This is a genomic window from Acidobacteriaceae bacterium (assembly GCA_035944135.1).
In the GTDB taxonomy this organism is placed as follows: Bacteria; Acidobacteriota; Terriglobia; order Terriglobales; family Acidobacteriaceae; genus Granulicella.
The window spans coordinates 707,797-724,786 of sequence record DASZBM010000002.1 but is presented as its reverse complement, the minus strand read 5'-3'; the positions used below and the strand labels follow the sequence as shown (position 1 = coordinate 724,786).

The window sequence follows — 16,990 nt, the reverse complement described above, 5'->3', positions numbered from 1 at the left end:
CCGCGCGCGGCTCAGCCGCTTACAGGAGCTCTGATTGAATCGTTAATCTTTCGAACGCTTACCGATATCGGCAGATTTTCTACCATCCTTAGTCACAATCTCAATCACCCGAACCGGTATCTCACTTTGAATTCGCTGCGGTGGTGTCCCCGGACGCTACATTAAGAACGCTCTCTTCGTTATTTGTTATCGTTGTTAGTCACGGATCATTCACGCTCATCGCTTCACTGAAACAACGAAAGGGACATCTGCAATGCGGATTGGAATGCTTACCGGAGGCGGCGATTGCCCCGGCCTCAACGCCGTTATTCGCGCCGCCGTGCGCAAAGGTATCAACCACTACGGAGACGAGTTCGTAGGCTTCCTTGAAGGCTGGCGCGGCGTCATCGACGACAAAACCATGCCGCTCGATCTCCAGACCACCAGCGGCATTCTGCACCGCGGCGGCACCATCCTTCGCTCCTCGCGCACCAACGTGAAAAAGGTTGAAGGCGGCTTTGAGAAGTGCCTCGCCAACATCAAGAAGCACAATCTCGACGCGCTGATCGCCCTCGGCGGCGACGACACGCAATCCATCTCCGTCGAGCTCATCGAGCGCGGTGTGCCCTGCGTCGGCGTCCCCAAGACCATCGACAACGATCTCTCCGGCACCGACGTCTGCTTCGGCTTCGACACCGCCGTCACCATCGCTACCGAGGCCGTCGACCGCCTGCACTCCACCACCGAAGCCCACTCACGCTGCCAGGTCGTCGAGGTAATGGGCCGCGACGCCGGCTGGATCGCCATCACCGTCGGCATCGCCGGCGGCGCCGACGTCATCCTCACTCCGGAGCGACCCATCGACATGGACCGCGTCGTCGCACTGCTCAAGAAGCGCTGGGAGTCCGGCAAGCGATTCGCTATCGTCGTCGTCGCCGAAGGTGCACAGCTCCCGCACGTCGAAGGACAGATCTCCGCCGGCAGCAAGGTCGATTCCTTCGGCCACGTCCGTCTCTCCGGCATCGGTCAGGCGCTCGCCGAAGAGATCGAGAAGCGCACCGGCTACGAGACACGCTCCGTCAACCTTGGCCATACGCAGCGCGGTGGCACACCCTCTGCCTATGACCGCATGCTCGCCACGCGCTACGGTGTCGCCGCCATCGACCTCGTCCACGCCGGCAAGTTCGGCCGTCTCGTTGTCCTCAAAGGCACGCAGATCTCCGACATTCCCCTCAAGGACGCTATCGCCAAAACGCGCACCGTCGGCGAGGACCTCTTCGCCGTTCAGGAGTCCCTCGAACCGAAGCTCTAGCCCTCCGCAAACCTCTGCTGCAAATGCGAACGGGACCCCTGGGGAGGTCCCGTTTCGCTGGAGGTTACAGATGATCGCTCATCTGTTCGGAGTCTCGAGGAGAGAAACCCCTGCAGCAAGCAACAGCGGGGAGTATCGTCCGCGCAACCGTGTCGGTAAAACGCAGCCGGTAAACATGAACTGGAGCTTCTGGTACCGATCACCCTAACAGAAGCTCCATACGTGACGCTCCATCCTTTTAGTAACCTTATGAGCCAAAAAAGCCGCTATTTTCATCTCGCGGAGCGATATCCATCATTGCTTTTAGCGTGACAAAAAAACGGGACCCCGTGTGGAGTCCCGCTCACCAGGCACGGCTGATTACTCAGCCGCGGAGGAAACCTCTTGTGCATCCCGGCGACCTCCCCGCCAGCCCGGATGCAGTTGCGTAGACGATCGCGCTCTCGCATTCGCCTTGCGGTTTAAGCACCCGCTTCGAATAGGAACTGTCGCTCGCTTCCATCTCAGAACCTATCAGAGCGCAACGGTACTCCTCGTCGGGCATTGGTAACCCGGAAGGCATTCTTTGGAGCACCATATCTTTCATGGCTGTAGCACTCCGGTAACCGTCCGAAAAATCGGCGTCCTCGCGAACGATCGCGTCGTCTACTAAATGCCACTGTTTACGGCTTCGCCTTCAGCCGCTTACAGCGGCGCCCGTCTTCCAGGCGTAACCTCACCCAGGCAGCGGGCCTGCATGGAGGGCCGTCATGAGTTCCACTCGTTGCTCTCGTCTCATTGCACTCCTCATCGCCTCAGCTCTCACCCTTACAGCCCAATTGGCCGCCCAGTCGCCTCCGCAGCAAACGGACGAAGCTCCTCCCGCCTCGCACGTCAGGCTTCCCGAGATCGTCCGCCTCAGCTTCGCCGAAGGCGACGTTCGCATCTCCCGCGGCAAGCACGACGCAAAACTTACCGGCAACACATGGGAGCACGCCGTCGCGGGTATCCCGCTCCAGTCCGGCTTCTCGCTGGCCACCGGGGCCGACGGGCGCGCCGAGATCGAGTTCGAGGACACTTCAACCCTCTACCTCGCGCCAAATTCAGCTCTCACCTTTTCTGACCTCACCACTCGCGACGGCGTCCCGCACACGACGCTCGCGCTGCTCTCCGGCACGATCACCACCCATCTCGACCCCAACGTTCCCGGCGAGCAATACCTCATCGAGACCGCCACTCACAGCCTCGACGTGAATTATGGCGATCAGAGCTACATGCGAATCACCGGCTTCCTTGATGGCATGCAGGTCACGCCGATGACCAACCAGAAGCTCGTCAATGGTCACCTCAGCATCGCGGGAGCGAAAGGCGAGAGCTACAACCTTGTCGGCCTGCACCTCGTCCCCACCGTCATTCCATCCACACCGGCCACCACGGCGTGGGACTCCTGGGTAGCCGACCGCATCACCACTCGGACCGCCGCCATGGACGCCGTGATGAAGCAGGCCGGCCTCAGCACACCCGTTCCCGGTCTCGCCGACCTCGCCGGCAAAGGCACCTTCACCTCTTGCGCCCCTTATGGCACATGCTGGGAACCGAACGACGGCTGGACCCGCCAAACCTCCGCCGCCACCACATCTGTCGAGCCCTTACCCGAAGCGCAATCCTCTACCGGCGGCCTCGCGGCAACCGCGCAAACCGCACCCAAACCACGGCTCGCACCTGCGCTTCTCTATAGCGACCTCGATAACTTTCCCTGCAACCCGCAGCTCTACTGGTATCAGCGCCTCTACGGCCTCTACAACATCGACGACCTGTATCCCTACGACTGGGCCGTCTGTCACGCCGGCTACTGGATCTACGCCAACCACCGCTATCACTGGGTCGTCGGCACGCATAAGCACCACCACTGCCCCGTCCATTGGGTCAAATACCAAGGCAAGCTCGGCTACGTCCCCGTCCATCCGCGCGATCAACGCGGCCAGCCGCCGGTGAACCTCCGCCACGGCGTCTACAGACTGACCGACAAGCCGAACCAGCCGATCGAACGCGTCGCTCTTAGCGGCAGATCACAGCCCAAACTGCTCGATTCCACACCGAAGGAATTCCGCAGTCCGGCGGCCCCGCTGCTCGCACGCGTCGACTCCCCACAACTTGCCGTGCACATGATGCATGAGCCCACGCCAGCCATCGGCTCTGCTTCCACGCGCGTGATCGCCTCAACGCTCCAGTTCAACACCCGCTCCGACCGCTTCATGCTCGCCACCCGCGTCACCGACGGCGGCCACACCCACACCTACACAGAATCCATGACCGATCGCGGCGGTCACATTCCATCTCCATCCGGAGGGGGCAATCACGGCGCAGCCGCCAGTGGATTCCGCGGTGGCGCTTCCGGCGGCGGTCACTCCGGCGGCGGATTCAGCGGCGGCGGCAGCCATTCCGGAGGCGGATCCAGCGGCGGTGGTGGCGGACATAGTGGCGGAGGTTCCAGCGGCGGCTCGTCCTCGGGAAAATCATCCGGCGGCGGCAGTCACCGCTAAGCGTGCGCTCCGGGGCGCGGTCCCGGCCTCGGTCGCATCGGCCGTCCCGTAATGATGTGCGTGTGCTCTCGCGTCACCCGAATCCTGCATCCCAACGGGTCCGCCACCCCACCGCACGTTCGCTCCCGGACCAGCAACCAGTCCTGTTGGTCCGGTCCAATCATCCACGCTGTCGCGTTCGTCCGGTAGTGCACCTGGTCCAGGTAGTACGCCGCGACCTCATCCAGGTCCGCCGCATCAGCGTCCATCTGCTCGCACTGCTCGCCCTCCGGCACCAGATTCAGATTCGTGCCTGAGCAATAATCCTCGTCATGCTCCAGCAGCACGCGCATATTGCTTCCGGTCAGAAAGTACCTCGTAGTCAGCGGTGGCACCCTTGATCCACCCGCCCACGCCGCGAGATCCTCCGCAAACGCGGGCGGAAGATCGCTCATCCCAAGCGCCTTGTCCTTCACCTGCCGCGAAAACACTGCCACCGATGGCGTCGGCTCGCCATTCGTCGGATGGAAGTAAAACGCGCCCAGGCCGATCCCCTCTTTCATATCGATCCAGATCATTGCGCGCCCGATCAGGTATGGCCCATTCGATCCTGCGATCGTGAAGTACCGCCCGTCGCGAATCTGCGCCGGCACCCCCGACCCTTCAATCACCATGTGGAGCGCCGCATCCAGCCCCATATCTCTGCCGTAATGAAACTCGCAACTTGGCACAAAAAACTTCATCAATTTCTTGAACTGCTTATCCTGGATCACCTCGTTCGAAGTCCGCCCTGCCAGCCCATTCAGAAACGCCATCTGATCAGCCGGGATCCTGCTTTCGAACACATCCAGCCCGCTTCCCTGCGGCGCTCCCTGATCCACCACCGGCGCCTGCATCTGCGGCCTTTCTACCGGTGCCGGCTGTTGCACCACCGGCACATTCTTATCCGGTTCAGGCGGAGCATCCGTGGAAGGACTATCCTGCGCCCGCGCACTCGCCACACTCAACGCGATCACCAGCGCCACCGCCGCCCAGAACCCCACCACCCACACTCGCCGCAAAATACCTCGGAAAACAGATAGTCCGCCCCGCTCCGTCCGCATCAGAACGCGACCTCCCTCATTTGCCCTTGGCGCTGCTTATTGATTCGGACGAATTCTATCGCGCTCCGTGCACATCGCAACTTGAAATTTCATGCCCGCCCTCCACCCACGCCTACTAACCACTTAACGACTAACCACTGTTGTTATCCTTGAACCTGCACCCCGCATGACTCATCGCCTCAAAGCCTCTCAGTACGCCATCCTGATCTGCATCATGCTCACCGCCTCCGTCGGCGACACGCTCCTCTCGCGCGGCATGGCCCAGGTCGGTCCGGTCGACCTCCACCACCTCGGCCTCCTCTGGCACGCCCTCTTCAATCCCTTCGTCGATATCGGCATCGTCCTCCTCATCGGCTTCTTCGCCAGCTACATGACCGCGCTCTCCTGGGCCGACCTCACCTTCGTCATGCCCGCGACGGCCTTCGGCTACGTCGTCGTCGCGCTCCTCTCGCGCTTCTGGCTGCACGAACACCTCTCCATCTACCGCTGGATCGGCATTCTGCTCATCACCTCCGCCGTCGGCTTCGTCGCCAACTCCCCCTCACGCACCGAACACCCTGACCTCAACCGCATGGACTCCGGCGTCGCCCTCTAAGTCGCCTCTCCAAACTGACATCTGGAAACTGAGAACTGGAAACTGAGAACTGAAAGCTGAAAGCACAAACCGCACTTCTCTCCACCCAGCCAACCGACGCCGGGACCCGCGCCCATGACGCACAGCTCCGCAATCGTCCGTTCCTGGTCCTGCATCGTCTTCGTCGCGGCGCTCGCCATCTCCGGCGAATGCCTCATCGCCGCCGCCATGCGCCGCCTCGGCGACCTCGACGCGCTCCGCACCGGCACCGGGCTGCGCAGCTACCTCGGCCCCATCCGCGCCGTGCTCTCCTCGCCTGTCTTCCTCATCGGTGCGCTCTGCATGGCGCTCAACTTCTTCGCCATGCTCTTCACCCTCTCGCTGATCGACCTCTCGCTAGCCGCTCCTGCCATCGGCTCACTCACCTACGTCGGCAACGCCATCGCCGCCAAGCTCTTTCTGCATGAAAACGTCGACCGCCGCCGCTGGCTCGCCACCAGCTTCCTCGCCGTCGGCGTTGTCTTGGTCTCGCGATAACACGAGCATTACCGTCGTCCTGAGCGGAGCGTCATAGCGGACGCGAAGTCGAAGGACCCCGGGAATGTTCATCTCACAACTGCGCGCAACAAGAGCCGACGCAGCGTCATTGCCTCAACGAGCCAACATCCGCATCAACCCACGCACCGGCAGCTCCGGCGTCAGGAACTGCTGCTTTCCACCTGCTGCTCTCGCCACTCTCTCCGCCGCCATCCTCCCACTCCGCGCCGCGCTCTCCATCGTCGAGGGCCAATCCGTCTTCGTCCAATCGCCGGCAAGATAAAGCCCATCCCCGCACGCATCCGCCTCAGGACGAAACCGCTCCAGCCCCGGCGTCACCGAGAAAGTAGCTCTTGCTTCCTTCAACACACCCGCACGCAAAACTTTCGCTGCACGCATCGCCGGAAAGAATCTCCGGAACTCCTCAATGCCAGACGTCAGAATCTCCTCGCGCGTCTTCTTCAACTCCGCATGCGACGCACTGATCACCAGTTCGTAATAGTGCTCGCCCGCGCCACTCCGCCGAATTCGAGACTTATTGAACATCCACTGAATCCGCGTATCCAGCAACGCCGCCTGTTCAATCTCCGTCACCTCGCGGTCCAGCCACAGATGAATCGTCGTAATCGGCGAGTGCACAAAATGCGCAAAGCCCTCCATCATCGTCCGCTGCTCCGCACTCGGCTCCGCAATTGTCGCCAACAGCCTCTGCACCTGTTCGAACGGCAACGCCAGCACGATCGCCTTCGCCGAAACAACCGCACCATCACTCATCGTCGCGCGCCAAACATCACCCACACGCTCAATCCGCTCCACACTCGCCCGCAGCCGCACCTCAGCTCCTTGCCGCGCCGCCAACTCCGCCATCGCCGCATAGAACTCCGACAGCGGCTCCGCCGGCACACCCAACCTTCCGCCCTCCGCCGACTTCAGCAGCGACACGTAGATCACCTTCGCCGCATACCGCGTCGACGTCCTCTCGAACGTATCGTTGAGTGTGCTGACAATGATCGGCTCCCAGAAGTGCTTCACCGCACCTTGGGTCTGCCCCGTCCTCTTCACCCACTCCGAGAACGCCTCATCATCCGCGCCAGGAATCCCGCGCATGAACTCCATCAACCCGCGCGCAATCCCCGCCTTGTCCCGCGCACTCAACATCGGCGCGCCCAGAAAGCTCATCGCGGAATGCGCCGGCGCCGGCAACCCTCCCGGAACAATCTCGCTTCTCCGCGCCTCGCCACCATTGCGCGCCGGCTCGAGAAACGGAATCGCGTCATACCACCGGATCTTCCGCTCCACACCCGCCAGCCTGCACAGATCAATCAAATTCGTGCAGCAACCCAGCAGCACATGCTGCGAATCGATCACCTCATTCAACGCCGGATGCAGATACGAATACGCTCGTCCACCCACATAAGGCTTGCGCTCCAGCAGCACCACCCGAGCACCCACTCCGCTCAGCGCCACGGCCGCCGCAAGTCCAGCAACACCCGCACCCACCACGATTACATCTGCCGCGGCGCCTGCGGCCAAATTGCCGCTCACGCCTGCCTTCTCCGCAGCCGCCACGCCTCTAACAATCCGCGTCCCAGGATCGCCAGTTTCGTCACTGTCGGAACCGACACACGCTTCCGAAACACTGCCTCCGGCTTCGCCGAAATCTTATCCAGCAGCCCCTCATAAATCGACACCAGCACTCGCATGGCCGGCTGCGAATCCGCATCAAGCAGCGGAATCAGCTCATTTGCATCCCGATAAAACACGCCCGCGCGCTTTACCTCGCGCTTCACCAGATCCACCATCTCCTGCGTGATCACCACACCGCGCGTCGCCAGCAACAGATCTTCCAGATGCACGCCTTCGTGCTTCAACTCCGCCATCGGCAGATACACGCGCCCGCGCTCCGCATCCTCTTTTATGTCGCGCAAAATATTCGTCAGCTGAAACGCAATCCCCACATGTTCCGCATAATGTTCCGCGCGCTCATCCGTATACCCAAAAATCCGAATGCAAACCAGCCCCACCACCGACGCCACCAGGTAGCAGTAGCGGTACAGATCCTCAAACGTCGTGTACACCTGAAAGCTGTTCGCCGAGTGTCCGCCTTCGGTGATCCGAATCGACCGCACCACTTCCACCCCCGGCTGCGTCTCCTGCAGATCGAGCGTCGTCCCCTGCACCAGCTTTTCCAGCAGCTCATCGCTGATCCCAAACCTGCGCTGCGTATCGTTCAGCGCGCGAAATACCGGATCTTCCGCCGCAATGCCATGCGGCTTCGCACGCGAGGCCCGCCATGCCTCCGTCCACTCCTCCATCGCCTCGCGGCGCTCATCAATCGTCATCCGCTCATCATCCGCAAGGTCGTCCGCCTTGCGCATGAACGCATAGACCGCGCACATCGCGTCGGACTTATGCTGCGGCAGCACCCGAAAAGCCCAATAAAAATTCTTTGCTTCGCGCCTGGCAATCTCGCGGCACGTCGCATACGCCAGCTCCAGCTCCGATGGCGGAAGCCCCTTCCCTTCAGTCTTCATGCAGCCTGTCCCTGACCCGAAGCCGGCCCCGATCCCCTTCGCGGCAGAACCGCCGCACCCACTCGCCCCACAAGCGCTCCACCCAGCAGCCTCATCTTCGCCACCTTCGTCACCACCGGGCGCGACTTCAGCGTGTCATAATCCTGCGCCGCAATTGCATCCAGAATCGACAACCCGCCCTTAACGAAAAGTGACAGCGTCGCCGCCAGATCGCGCTCAACCATCGTCGCGATCTTCGCGCCGCGCAGCAGCCGCGCTCGCGCATCCGCCACAAGGAACTCCATCAATGCGCGAAAGTTCGCATCAAACCGCCGCGCCGCAATCTGCTCATCCGTCACGCCAAATCGCCGCATTGCATCCGCCGGCAGATACCGTCGGTCGCGGTCCACCCAGTCCGTCACGACATCCTGATAAAAGTTCGCCAGTTGCAGTCCGGTGCAGATTTCATCCGACAGCCGCATCAGCTTTTCATCGCGATACCCGCTGATCAACAACACCAGCCTCCCCACCGGATTCGCCGAATATCTCGAATATTCCTCAAGCGTTTTCAGCGACGCGTGCTTCGTATAAACCTGGTCCTGCTCAAACGCCGTAATCAAATCGTCAAACGGCTGCATTGGCAGTGCGCAGCACTTGATCGTCGGTTGCAGCGCCACATACACCGGATGCCTTGAACGCTCCGGCTGTTCGAAGCACTCATGCAGCATCGCGCGCCACTCCGCCAGCAATCGCGTCGCCGTCTTTGTGTCGCCAACTTCGTCCCCCAGATCATCCGACGTCCTGCAGAACGCATACACGCTGTAAAAGTGCGGCCGCAATTTCTTTGGCAGAAACACTGTCGTCACATGAAAATTTTCGTAGTGCGTCGTCGCCAGTTGCTTGCACCACAGCAGTGCCTGCTCATCGCTCGGCCGCTCCACCGGCGTCAGATAAATCTCCGGCGCACCGTCCAGCTCTCCGAACGCATGCACCACGCTCTGCGACTGCGCACTCATCGCCGCTCTCCCACAAGCTCCGTCGCGTTCGCACTCGTCATCTCTGTCCCACGCCGATGTGGATAGATCACCGTCTTAATCTCCGGCGCCGTTCCCTCGGCCGGCCGCGTCAGCATCCGTTCAAACACCTGCGGCACATCCTCCAGCGACGCTGTTCCCGTCAGGAACGCATCCGCATTGAACTGGCCCGACGCAATCATCTCGAACGCGCGCCGCACCGTGCCAGGCGTGTGATGAAAGCTCGCCTTCAGCGTCAGGTCGCTGTAGTGAATCAGGTTCGTGTCCAGCTTCACCTCCGTGCCCGCCGGCGGCCCGCCAAACCAGTTCACCACCCCGCCTTTGCGAACCATCTGCACGGCCCATTCCCACGCCTCCGGAGTCGCCACGGCCTCAAACACCAGGTCCGCTCCACGGCCATCGGGCGTCAATGCCTTCGCGGCTGCGACAGGATCCTCCACATCCGAAATGCGCACCACATGCTCCGCGCCGAAGAGCTTCGCCGTCTGCACCTGGTCCGTGCGCTTCACCACTGCAATCACGTGGAGCCCTTCAATCGCCGCCGCATGAATAAACAGCAATCCGATCGGTCCCGCGCCCAGCACAATCGCCGTCTGGCCCGCCTTTGCATTTGACTCCTCAAGCCCGCGCACCACACACGCCAGCGGCTCCGTCAGCGCCGCATGCTCCGCGCGCATTCCGTCCGGAATCCGCAACGTATTCTTCCGCACAATCCGTTCCGGAACGCGTATGTACTCCGCATAAGCTCCGTTGTTGAACAGCAAATCGTCGCACAGATTCTGTTGCCCCTGCTCGCAATAGAAGCAGGCATCACACGGTGCAGAGTTCATCGGAAGCACGCGCTCGCCCACCTTGAACTCCGCAACACCCTCACCCACCTCAGCGACGGTGCCGGCAACCTCGTGCCCGAAGAGCCGATCCTTCGTCAGCATCTTCGCGTGATATCCCCGCCGAAACACCTTCAGGTCCGTACCGCAGGTCAGCGCCGCATCGACCCGCACCACCAGCTCCCCGGCACCGGCTTGCGGCAGCGGCACCTGCTCCACCCGCAGGTCCTCTTTCCCACGCAGAACGGCGGCCTTCATCGTGGCGTACATGCCTCTATTCTCGCACTTTCCGTGCACCGAAGCCCTCACGCGCTCTGTTACTCTTAGCCACAGCGGACCGAATGAGATTTCCCTCCCCAGAGGCCTACGCCAAGGGCATCGTCGCCTCAGTGCAGGAGTATTCCCTCCTCACATGGCACGCCATCGCTGCCATCTTTTCTCCACCCCGTTACATCGCCGACACGTTCACCCAGATGGACTCCATCGGCTTCGGCTCGCTGCCCATCGTCATCCTCACCGGCTTTTTCACCGGGTGCGTCCTCACCCTGCAATCTGCCACCTCGCTCCAGCAGTTCGGCGCGGTCAACATGACCGGCCGCCTCGTCGCGCTCTCCATGGTCAAGGAACTCGGCCCCGTGCTCACCGGTCTCATGGTCTCCGGCCGCAACGCCTCCGGCATGGCATCCGAGCTCGGCTCCATGAAGGTCACCGAGCAGATCGACGCCATGCGCGCCCTCGGCACCGACCCCGTCCGCAAGCTCGTCTCGCCGCGACTCGTCGCGACTATCATCATGCTCTTCTTTCTCACCGTCATCTCCGACGCCTGCGGCATCTCCGGCGGCGCGCTCGTGGCGGTCGGCCTCCTCGGACTAAAAGGCAGCGCCTTCTTTCACACCGCCTTCCGCTCGCTCGTTTTCGGCGACGTTATCGAAGGCCTCGCCAAGCCGCTCTTCTCCGGCTTCATCATTGCCACCATCGGCTGCTTCTGCGGTCTGCGCACCACCGGCGGCACACAGGGCGTCGGCCGCTCCACTACCCAGGCCGTCGTCATCAGCTCCGTGCTCATCATCCTCTGCGACTTCCTCGTCACCAAGATGATGATCGGCATCTTCGGAAGATAATCCAGATGGCCAGCCCCGCGACCGCGCCCGCAGCTCCAGTCCTCGATCCCAACACGCCAGTCCTCGAGTTCTCGCGCGTCTCCATCGCCTTCGATCGCGGCCCCGTCCTCCGCGAAGTCTCCTTCACCGTCCGGCACGGCGAGATGCGCATCCTCCTCGGCCCGGCCGGCGTCGGCAAGAGCGTCATCATGAAGCTCGCCAACGGACTCCTCACCCCGGACTCCGGCGAGATACGCGTCTTCGGCCGCCTGCTTTCCTCCCTCACCCCGCGCGAGATGTACGAGATCCGCGCCCACATCGGCATGGTCTTTCAGGAGAGCGCACTCTTCGACTCCCTCAACGTCGAAGACAACGTCGCCTATCGACTCATCGAAGAGCACGTCCCCGAGGCCGAAGCCCACGATCGCGTCGTCGAAGCCCTTCGCTTCGTCGAGCTCGAGCAGGCTATCAACAAATTTCCATCCGAGCTCTCCGGCGGCATGCGCCGGCGCGTCTCCATCGCCCGCGCCATCATCTCCAAACCCGACCTCATCCTCTACGACAGCCCCACCGGCGGCCTCGATCCCATCACCTCGACCACCATCATCGAGCTCATCGTCAAGCAGCGCGATGTCTCCCAGACCACATCGCTCCTCATCACCCACCGCATCCAGGACGCCTTCACGCTCGCAACGAACCGCTTCAACCCCGCGGAAAACAAGATGCAGCTCATCCCCAACGGCGGCATCGACCCCGGCACAAAATTCCTCGTCCTCAACGATGGCAACATCGTCTTCGACGGCACCACCCAGGAGCTCACCCGCACCACCGACCCCTGGCTCGAAGCCTTCATCTCGTGACGCAAAAACAGCTGTCATTCTGAGCGGAGTCGCGGAGCGACGAAGTCGAAGAACCCCGACCGTCTTCGCCTTCCCCAAACCGCTTAACCCTTTTCAGCCACGAACAAACTGGCAACTGAAAACTGATCGCAGAAGACCCAACCACCGAGCCCGCCGGGTGCCCCATTCATGCGTGGCGACCGGGGTCCCCGGCGAGCTTGCTCGCTGGGGTGGTAGAGCGCATGAGTGGGTTCACAGCGTCCGATGAAACAAATCCAACGCCAGCCCGAACATCGCCCTCGCATGCTCCGGGTCATACCTGACGCCCTCGTCGCGCAGAAACGCATGCGCTCCGTTCACCTCATGCCAGTTCAGCTTCAGACCAGCATTGTTCAGCCTGTCGAGAATCAACATCCGCCCCTCCGTCGGAATATGCGGATCCTGCCGTCCCCACACCATCAACAGTTCACCCTTGATCTCGCCCGCCCTCGCCAGCGAATCATCCTGCCGCCCTTGCCCCAGGCTTCCCTTGTGAATGTCCGTCGCGTAGAAGCAAACCGCGCCGCGCACCTCAGGATTCATCGCCGCACGAAACGCCAGGTGCCCGCCGATGCAGATTCCCATCACGCCCAACTTGCCTGTGCAATCCCCGCGATTCGCGAGATGACCCAAAACAACCCGCGCGTCATCGTCAAATCCGTGCACTGGCTTCGTCGTCTTCAGCGTGTTCCCACGATCTGATCCCTCCTGGTCATACTTCAACACCGTGCCCAGCGGCTCATACTCGTGATAAATCTCCGGCACCGCGACTACGTATCCATGCCCCGCGAGCTGCGCCGCCTGTCGCCGAATCGGCTCCGTCACCTGGAAGATCTCCGAGTAAAACAACACACCCGGATACCTTCCCTCTGCCGCCGGCCGCAAGATATGCGTGCGCATCGCGCCACTCGGCGTCTCCAGATCCACAAACTCCTGCACAATTACCATCGCAACAACTCCAGCTTTCTAGTCTGCCTCAGCATGCACATGGCTGTTTCTCATCCACTCGCAACCTCATCGCGCTTCTATGCTTCTTATCGACGAAGGACAGGACAAAAGGTCAGGAGCGCCCATGCCCGACAACGCCGCCGACTACCCCACCTACACCGCCGACCAGGTCGCCCGCGCCGCCCGCGAGCTCCGCGAAGCCGCCGGCGCCTCGCAGGAACACTTCACCGCCGCTCAGGTCGTCAACATGCTCGCCGACGAGGTCCGCCTCCTCCGCGAGCGCGGCTTCTCCGACCAACGCATAGCCGACCTCTTCACCGGCTTCGACATCGAAGTCACCGCCGAAGACATTTCCCGCATCTAGCCACGAAATCTGGGTGCCCCATTCATGCGCAGTCTTATCGCGCATGAGTGGGCTGGCAGCATCGAAACTCACCCCTGTCCCGGCGCCGTCCCAAACCGCATCACCACGCACGTCACATTGTCCGATCCACCACGCGCATTCGCCGTCGCAATCAGCCGCTCGCAAGCCTCCGCCGGAGTGACCGTCGCGTCCGCCACAATCCTTCCTAGCTCCTCATCGCGCATGTGCCGCATCAATCCATCCGAGCACAGCAGCAGCGCATCCCCCGCCTCGACCGCCTCGGTGTAGAAGTCCGCCTGCACATCCTCGTCAATCCCCACCGCCCGCGTAATCGCCGCCTGGTACGGCGACCGCTCCGCCTCCCGCTGCGTCATCAAACCTCGGCTCATCTGCTCCGCCACATAAGAGTGATCCCGCGTCACCTGCCGGGCCACTCCACCCCGCACCATGTACGCTCTGCTGTCACCAACGTTCGCCACAAACAGCTGATTTCCATCCAGCCGCGCCGCTACCAGCGTCGTCCCCATCCCCCGAAACCGGATGTCATAACTCGCTCGCGCCCTCACCGCACGATTCGCCGCCGCCGCCGCCCTGCATAACGCCCGCTTTGTTCGCTCACCGTCGCCGCTCTTGTTCGCCTCAATCTCCTGCCGCGCCACTTCCACAAAACACTCGAGCGCCACGCGGCTCGCAACCTCGCCGCCGGCCATCCCACCCATGCCGTCGCAGATCGCCGCCAGCCCCAGCGACTCCACCACTCCAAAGGTGTCCTGGTTCGTCCGCCGAACCATCCCGATATCGGTTCTTCCGGCGACCTCGAACTCCAGCGAAATCTTCCGCTCCTCCACACCCGATCGCAAAGCCGTATCTCCCAACAGCTTCCACCTCTGCCTTTAAAGCCCCACCAAGTATAGTCACCCCGTCAACCCACCGACCCGTTTCGTCACGGCACGAACCGGGTGGCCTACCCTTTCGCTTGCGAAAGGGGGAGTATCGCGCGTTAAGGCGCGCGAGAAAGAATCTTCCGGCCGCGAAGAGCGCACATGCTTCGCTTCGACGCGCAGCTCGTAGCTCATAGCTCATAGCTCGTAGCTAATCGCACAATCGCTCCACCCCCGCTTCCAATTCCCACAAAACCATGGTTAACTCATCAACGATGCCCATTGCCGAGATCACCGTCTCGAAAGAGGACTACCTCAAGGCCATCATCGAGGCCGAGAGCGAAGGCCACACCGTCATCCCTGCCTTCCTCGCGCAATGGCTCGGCGTCTCCGCGCCCGCCGTGACCAAGGCGCTACGCCGCCTCCGCGAAGACGGCTACGTCAGCGCCACAGACGGCCCGCTCAAGCTCACCACCAAAGGCCGCGAAGCCGCTCACCGCACCGCCCTCCGCCACCATCTCGTCGAGCGCATGCTCTCCGAGATCTTCGGCATGGAGTGGCACCAGATCCACGCCGAAGCCGAGCGCCTCGAGCACGTCATCTCCCCAGCCTTCGAAGCCAAACTCATCGAGCGCCTCGGCGAAGCCGGCGACTGCCCGCACGGCAATCGAGTCCTCCCTGAAACCCCCGCACAGCTCAAGCGCCGCGGCCTGCAGCGCCTCTCTGACGCCGCCGCCGGCTCGCCCGTCATCGTCTCCAGCCTCTATGAGCGCGACGCCCGCCTGCTCGAATTCCTCCATACCCTCGGCATCGGCCCCGGCGTCACTCTCACTCCCGTCTCCCGCAACTATGACGACACCCTCCGCGTCCGCATCGGCTCGCGCGAACTCACTCTCGGCTTTTTCGCCGCCGACCGCATCTGGGTCCGCCCTCCCTCGTCAAAACCCCGGCAGAGCAGCTCTTAATAACCACGGTTAAGTCTTTGTGGCATACTGCATCTAAGAAGTAAGGTGCGGATGTCCACAATGATTCCTGTTGAAGAGATCGATCGGACGGCGGAGCCGCGTCACCACCAGGCCGCTCCGTCGCTTCCCGGCGCCTTCCGCTCCGTACATCTCACCCACACCGGAACCTTCTGGCGCCGCATACTCGGATTCGCCGGCCCCGGCTTCCTCATCGCCGTCGGCTACATGGACCCCGGCAACTGGGCCACTGACCTCGCCGGCGGCTCTCGTTACGGCTACACCCTGCTCTTCGTCATCATGCTTTCTAACCTGATGGCGATCCTCCTCCAAAGCCTGTCGCTCAAACTCGGCATCGCCTCCGAGCGCGACCTCGCGCAGGCCTGCCGCGACACTTACTCCCGCCGCACCTCCATCGCTCTCTGGCTCTTCGCCGAAATCGCCATCGCCGCCTGCGACCTCGCCGAAGTCATCGGCTCGGCCATCGCCTTGCAGCTCCTCTTCGGCATCCCGCTCATCTTCGGCGTCCTCATCACGGGCGCCGACGTCCTCCTCATCCTGCTCCTGCAAAACCGCGGCTTCCGCTACCTCGAAGCCCTCGTCATCACCCTCATCGGCACCATTAGCGTCCTCTTCGCCATCGAAGTCCTCCGTTCCCACCCCGACGCTCTGCCCATCCTCCACAACCTCTTCATCCCATCACGCGCCATCATCACCAACCCCGACATGCTCTACATCGCCATCGGCATCCTCGGCGCGACCGTCATGCCCCACAATCTCTACCTGCACTCCTCTATCGTGCAGACGCGCGACTACCCGCGCACTTCCGCCGGCAAGCGCGAAGCCATCCGCTTCTCCAACATCGATTCCGCCACCGCGCTCATGCTCGCGCTCTTCGTGAACGCCGCCATCCTCGTCCTCGCCGCCGCCGTCTTCCACCGCAACGGCCACTTCGAAGTCGCCGAGATCAACGACGCCTACAAGCTCCTCACACCCATGCTCGGCTTCACCGGAGCCAGCACCATGTTCGCCCTCGCCCTTCTTGCCTCCGGCCAGAACTCCACCATCACCGGCACCCTCGCTGGCCAGATCGTCATGGAAGGCTTCCTCAACCTCCGCCTCAAGCCCTGGCTACGCCGCCTCATCACGCGCAGCATCGCGATCATCCCCACTATCTTCGTCGTCCTCTTCTACGGCGAGCGCGGCACGGCCGACCTGCTCATCCTCAGCCAGGTCATCCTCAGCATGCAGTTGAGCTTCGCCGTCTTCCCGCTCGTACAGTTCACCAGCGACCGCGCCAGGATGGGCGAGTTCACCAACGGCCGCCTACTCAAATTCACGGGCTACGCCGTCGCCGTCATCATCGCCGCACTCAACGCCTGGCTCCTCGTCGAAACCTTCCACCACTCCTGAACATCACCCGCACAAGAAAAAGCGGTGCTCTGGGGGAGGACAAACAGAGCACCGCAAAATCCTA

General features: G+C 62.2%; 16 protein-coding genes. 9 read left to right on the top strand and 7 right to left on the bottom strand.

Annotated elements, in window-relative coordinates; all coding sequences use genetic code 11:
• The first annotated feature begins 253 nt into the window (after positions 1-253).
• Both VGU25_05720 and VGU25_05715 read left to right on the top strand, forming a co-directional pair.
• Positions 254-1,291 carry a 6-phosphofructokinase gene (locus tag VGU25_05720; protein HEV2576690.1) on the top strand — a complete coding sequence of 346 codons (1,038 nt, stop codon included), beginning with the start codon at positions 254-256 and terminating at the stop codon, positions 1,289-1,291.
• Positions 1,292-2,040: 749 nt separating this feature from the next.
• Complete coding sequence (locus tag VGU25_05715; GenBank protein HEV2576689.1) at positions 2,041-3,813, top strand: FecR domain-containing protein; 1,773 nt, start codon at positions 2,041-2,043, stop codon at positions 3,811-3,813.
• On the opposite strand, the gene VGU25_05710 is transcribed toward VGU25_05715, so the two are convergent.
• Positions 3,810-4,895 (bottom strand): hypothetical protein, encoded by a 1,086-nt coding sequence (locus VGU25_05710; GenBank protein ID HEV2576688.1) that lies wholly within the window; start codon positions 4,893-4,895, stop codon positions 3,810-3,812. The genes VGU25_05715 and VGU25_05710 overlap by 4 nt on opposite strands.
• A gap of 166 nt (positions 4,896-5,061) precedes the next feature.
• Here VGU25_05710 and VGU25_05705 point away from each other — a divergent pair, with 166 nt between their 5' ends.
• Together VGU25_05705 and VGU25_05700 are read left to right on the top strand one after the other, a co-directional pair.
• Positions 5,062-5,490: an EamA family transporter gene (locus VGU25_05705; GenBank protein ID HEV2576687.1), complete on the top strand. Its 429-nt coding sequence runs from the start codon at positions 5,062-5,064 to the stop codon at positions 5,488-5,490.
• 114 nt (positions 5,491-5,604) lie between these two features.
• Positions 5,605-6,006: an EamA family transporter gene (locus VGU25_05700; protein HEV2576686.1), complete on the top strand. Its 402-nt coding sequence runs from the start codon at positions 5,605-5,607 to the stop codon at positions 6,004-6,006.
• Positions 6,007-6,120: 114 nt separating this feature from the next.
• On the opposite strand, the gene hpnE is transcribed toward VGU25_05700, so the two are convergent.
• From hpnE to VGU25_05680, 4 genes are read right to left on the bottom strand one after another with little or no spacing between them, the layout of a single operon-like run.
• Positions 6,121-7,551, bottom strand: coding sequence for a hydroxysqualene dehydroxylase HpnE (gene hpnE, locus VGU25_05695; GenBank protein HEV2576685.1), 1,431 nt, complete (start codon positions 7,549-7,551; stop codon positions 6,121-6,123).
• Positions 7,548-8,540 carry a phytoene/squalene synthase family protein gene (locus tag VGU25_05690; GenBank protein ID HEV2576684.1) on the bottom strand — a complete coding sequence of 331 codons (993 nt, stop codon included), beginning with the start codon at positions 8,538-8,540 and terminating at the stop codon, positions 7,548-7,550. Before VGU25_05690 ends, hpnE begins: the two co-directional genes overlap by 4 nt.
• The gene (gene hpnC / locus VGU25_05685) at positions 8,537-9,535 is read right to left on the bottom strand and encodes a squalene synthase HpnC (GenBank protein ID HEV2576683.1); all 999 of its coding nucleotides are present in this window, start codon (positions 9,533-9,535) and stop codon (positions 8,537-8,539) included. The genes VGU25_05690 and hpnC overlap by 4 nt, the downstream gene beginning before the upstream one ends.
• Positions 9,532-10,650 (bottom strand): alcohol dehydrogenase catalytic domain-containing protein, encoded by a 1,119-nt coding sequence (locus VGU25_05680; GenBank protein ID HEV2576682.1) that lies wholly within the window; start codon positions 10,648-10,650, stop codon positions 9,532-9,534. Before VGU25_05680 ends, hpnC begins: the two co-directional genes overlap by 4 nt.
• Before the next feature lie 71 nt (positions 10,651-10,721).
• Here VGU25_05680 and VGU25_05675 point away from each other — a divergent pair, with 71 nt between their 5' ends.
• Together VGU25_05675 and VGU25_05670 are read left to right on the top strand one after the other, a co-directional pair.
• A complete protein-coding gene (locus VGU25_05675) occupies positions 10,722-11,501 on the top strand; it encodes an ABC transporter permease (GenBank protein ID HEV2576681.1) in 780 nt (259 codons plus the stop codon).
• A gap of 5 nt (positions 11,502-11,506) precedes the next feature.
• Entirely contained in the window at positions 11,507-12,340 is an 834-nt protein-coding gene (locus tag VGU25_05670; GenBank protein ID HEV2576680.1) for an ATP-binding cassette domain-containing protein, read from the top strand.
• 231 nt (positions 12,341-12,571) lie between these two features.
• Here VGU25_05670 and VGU25_05665 read toward each other — a convergent pair whose 3' ends face one another.
• Positions 12,572-13,306: a dienelactone hydrolase family protein gene (locus tag VGU25_05665; protein ID HEV2576679.1), complete on the bottom strand. Its 735-nt coding sequence runs from the start codon at positions 13,304-13,306 to the stop codon at positions 12,572-12,574.
• A 124-nt stretch (positions 13,307-13,430) separates the two neighbouring features.
• Between VGU25_05665 and VGU25_05660 the strand changes: the two genes are divergently transcribed.
• Positions 13,431-13,670, top strand: coding sequence for a hypothetical protein (locus VGU25_05660; protein ID HEV2576678.1), 240 nt, complete (start codon positions 13,431-13,433; stop codon positions 13,668-13,670).
• 68 nt (positions 13,671-13,738) lie between these two features.
• Here the strand turns inward: VGU25_05660 and VGU25_05655 are convergent, their stop codons facing one another.
• Positions 13,739-14,530 (bottom strand): Stp1/IreP family PP2C-type Ser/Thr phosphatase, encoded by a 792-nt coding sequence (locus VGU25_05655; protein ID HEV2576677.1) that lies wholly within the window; start codon positions 14,528-14,530, stop codon positions 13,739-13,741.
• 296 nt (positions 14,531-14,826) lie between these two features.
• Between VGU25_05655 and VGU25_05650 the strand changes: the two genes are divergently transcribed.
• Positions 14,827-15,516 carry a metal-dependent transcriptional regulator gene (locus VGU25_05650; GenBank protein ID HEV2576676.1) on the top strand — a complete coding sequence of 230 codons (690 nt, stop codon included), beginning with the start codon at positions 14,827-14,829 and terminating at the stop codon, positions 15,514-15,516.
• A 51-nt stretch (positions 15,517-15,567) separates the two neighbouring features.
• Positions 15,568-16,926 carry an Nramp family divalent metal transporter gene (locus VGU25_05645; GenBank protein ID HEV2576675.1) on the top strand — a complete coding sequence of 453 codons (1,359 nt, stop codon included), beginning with the start codon at positions 15,568-15,570 and terminating at the stop codon, positions 16,924-16,926.
• Positions 16,927-16,990 lie beyond the last annotated feature (64 nt).

Excerpts from the sequence above, each read along its gene's own strand:
- VGU25_05670 (HEV2576680.1), top strand. The coding sequence starts at position 11,507 with ATGGCCAGCCCCGCGACCGCGCCCGCAGCTCCAGTCCTCGATCCCAAC.
- VGU25_05645 (HEV2576675.1), top strand. The coding sequence starts at position 15,568 with ATGTCCACAATGATTCCTGTTGAAGAGATCGATCGGACGGCGGAGCCG.
- VGU25_05665 (HEV2576679.1), bottom strand. The coding sequence starts at position 13,306 with ATGGTAATTGTGCAGGAGTTTGTGGATCTGGAGACGCCGAGTGGCGCG.
- VGU25_05700 (HEV2576686.1), top strand. The coding sequence starts at position 5,605 with ATGACGCACAGCTCCGCAATCGTCCGTTCCTGGTCCTGCATCGTCTTC.
- VGU25_05675 (HEV2576681.1), top strand. The coding sequence starts at position 10,722 with ATGAGATTTCCCTCCCCAGAGGCCTACGCCAAGGGCATCGTCGCCTCA.
- VGU25_05715 (HEV2576689.1), top strand. The coding sequence starts at position 2,041 with ATGAGTTCCACTCGTTGCTCTCGTCTCATTGCACTCCTCATCGCCTCA.
- VGU25_05650 (HEV2576676.1), top strand. The coding sequence starts at position 14,827 with ATGCCCATTGCCGAGATCACCGTCTCGAAAGAGGACTACCTCAAGGCC.
- VGU25_05690 (HEV2576684.1), bottom strand. The coding sequence starts at position 8,540 with ATGAAGACTGAAGGGAAGGGGCTTCCGCCATCGGAGCTGGAGCTGGCG.
- VGU25_05710 (HEV2576688.1), bottom strand. The coding sequence starts at position 4,895 with ATGCGGACGGAGCGGGGCGGACTATCTGTTTTCCGAGGTATTTTGCGG.
- hpnC (HEV2576683.1), bottom strand. The coding sequence starts at position 9,535 with ATGAGTGCGCAGTCGCAGAGCGTGGTGCATGCGTTCGGAGAGCTGGAC.
- VGU25_05680 (HEV2576682.1), bottom strand. The coding sequence starts at position 10,650 with ATGTACGCCACGATGAAGGCCGCCGTTCTGCGTGGGAAAGAGGACCTG.
- VGU25_05720 (HEV2576690.1), top strand. The coding sequence starts at position 254 with ATGCGGATTGGAATGCTTACCGGAGGCGGCGATTGCCCCGGCCTCAAC.
- VGU25_05705 (HEV2576687.1), top strand. The coding sequence starts at position 5,062 with ATGACTCATCGCCTCAAAGCCTCTCAGTACGCCATCCTGATCTGCATC.
- VGU25_05660 (HEV2576678.1), top strand. The coding sequence starts at position 13,431 with ATGCCCGACAACGCCGCCGACTACCCCACCTACACCGCCGACCAGGTC.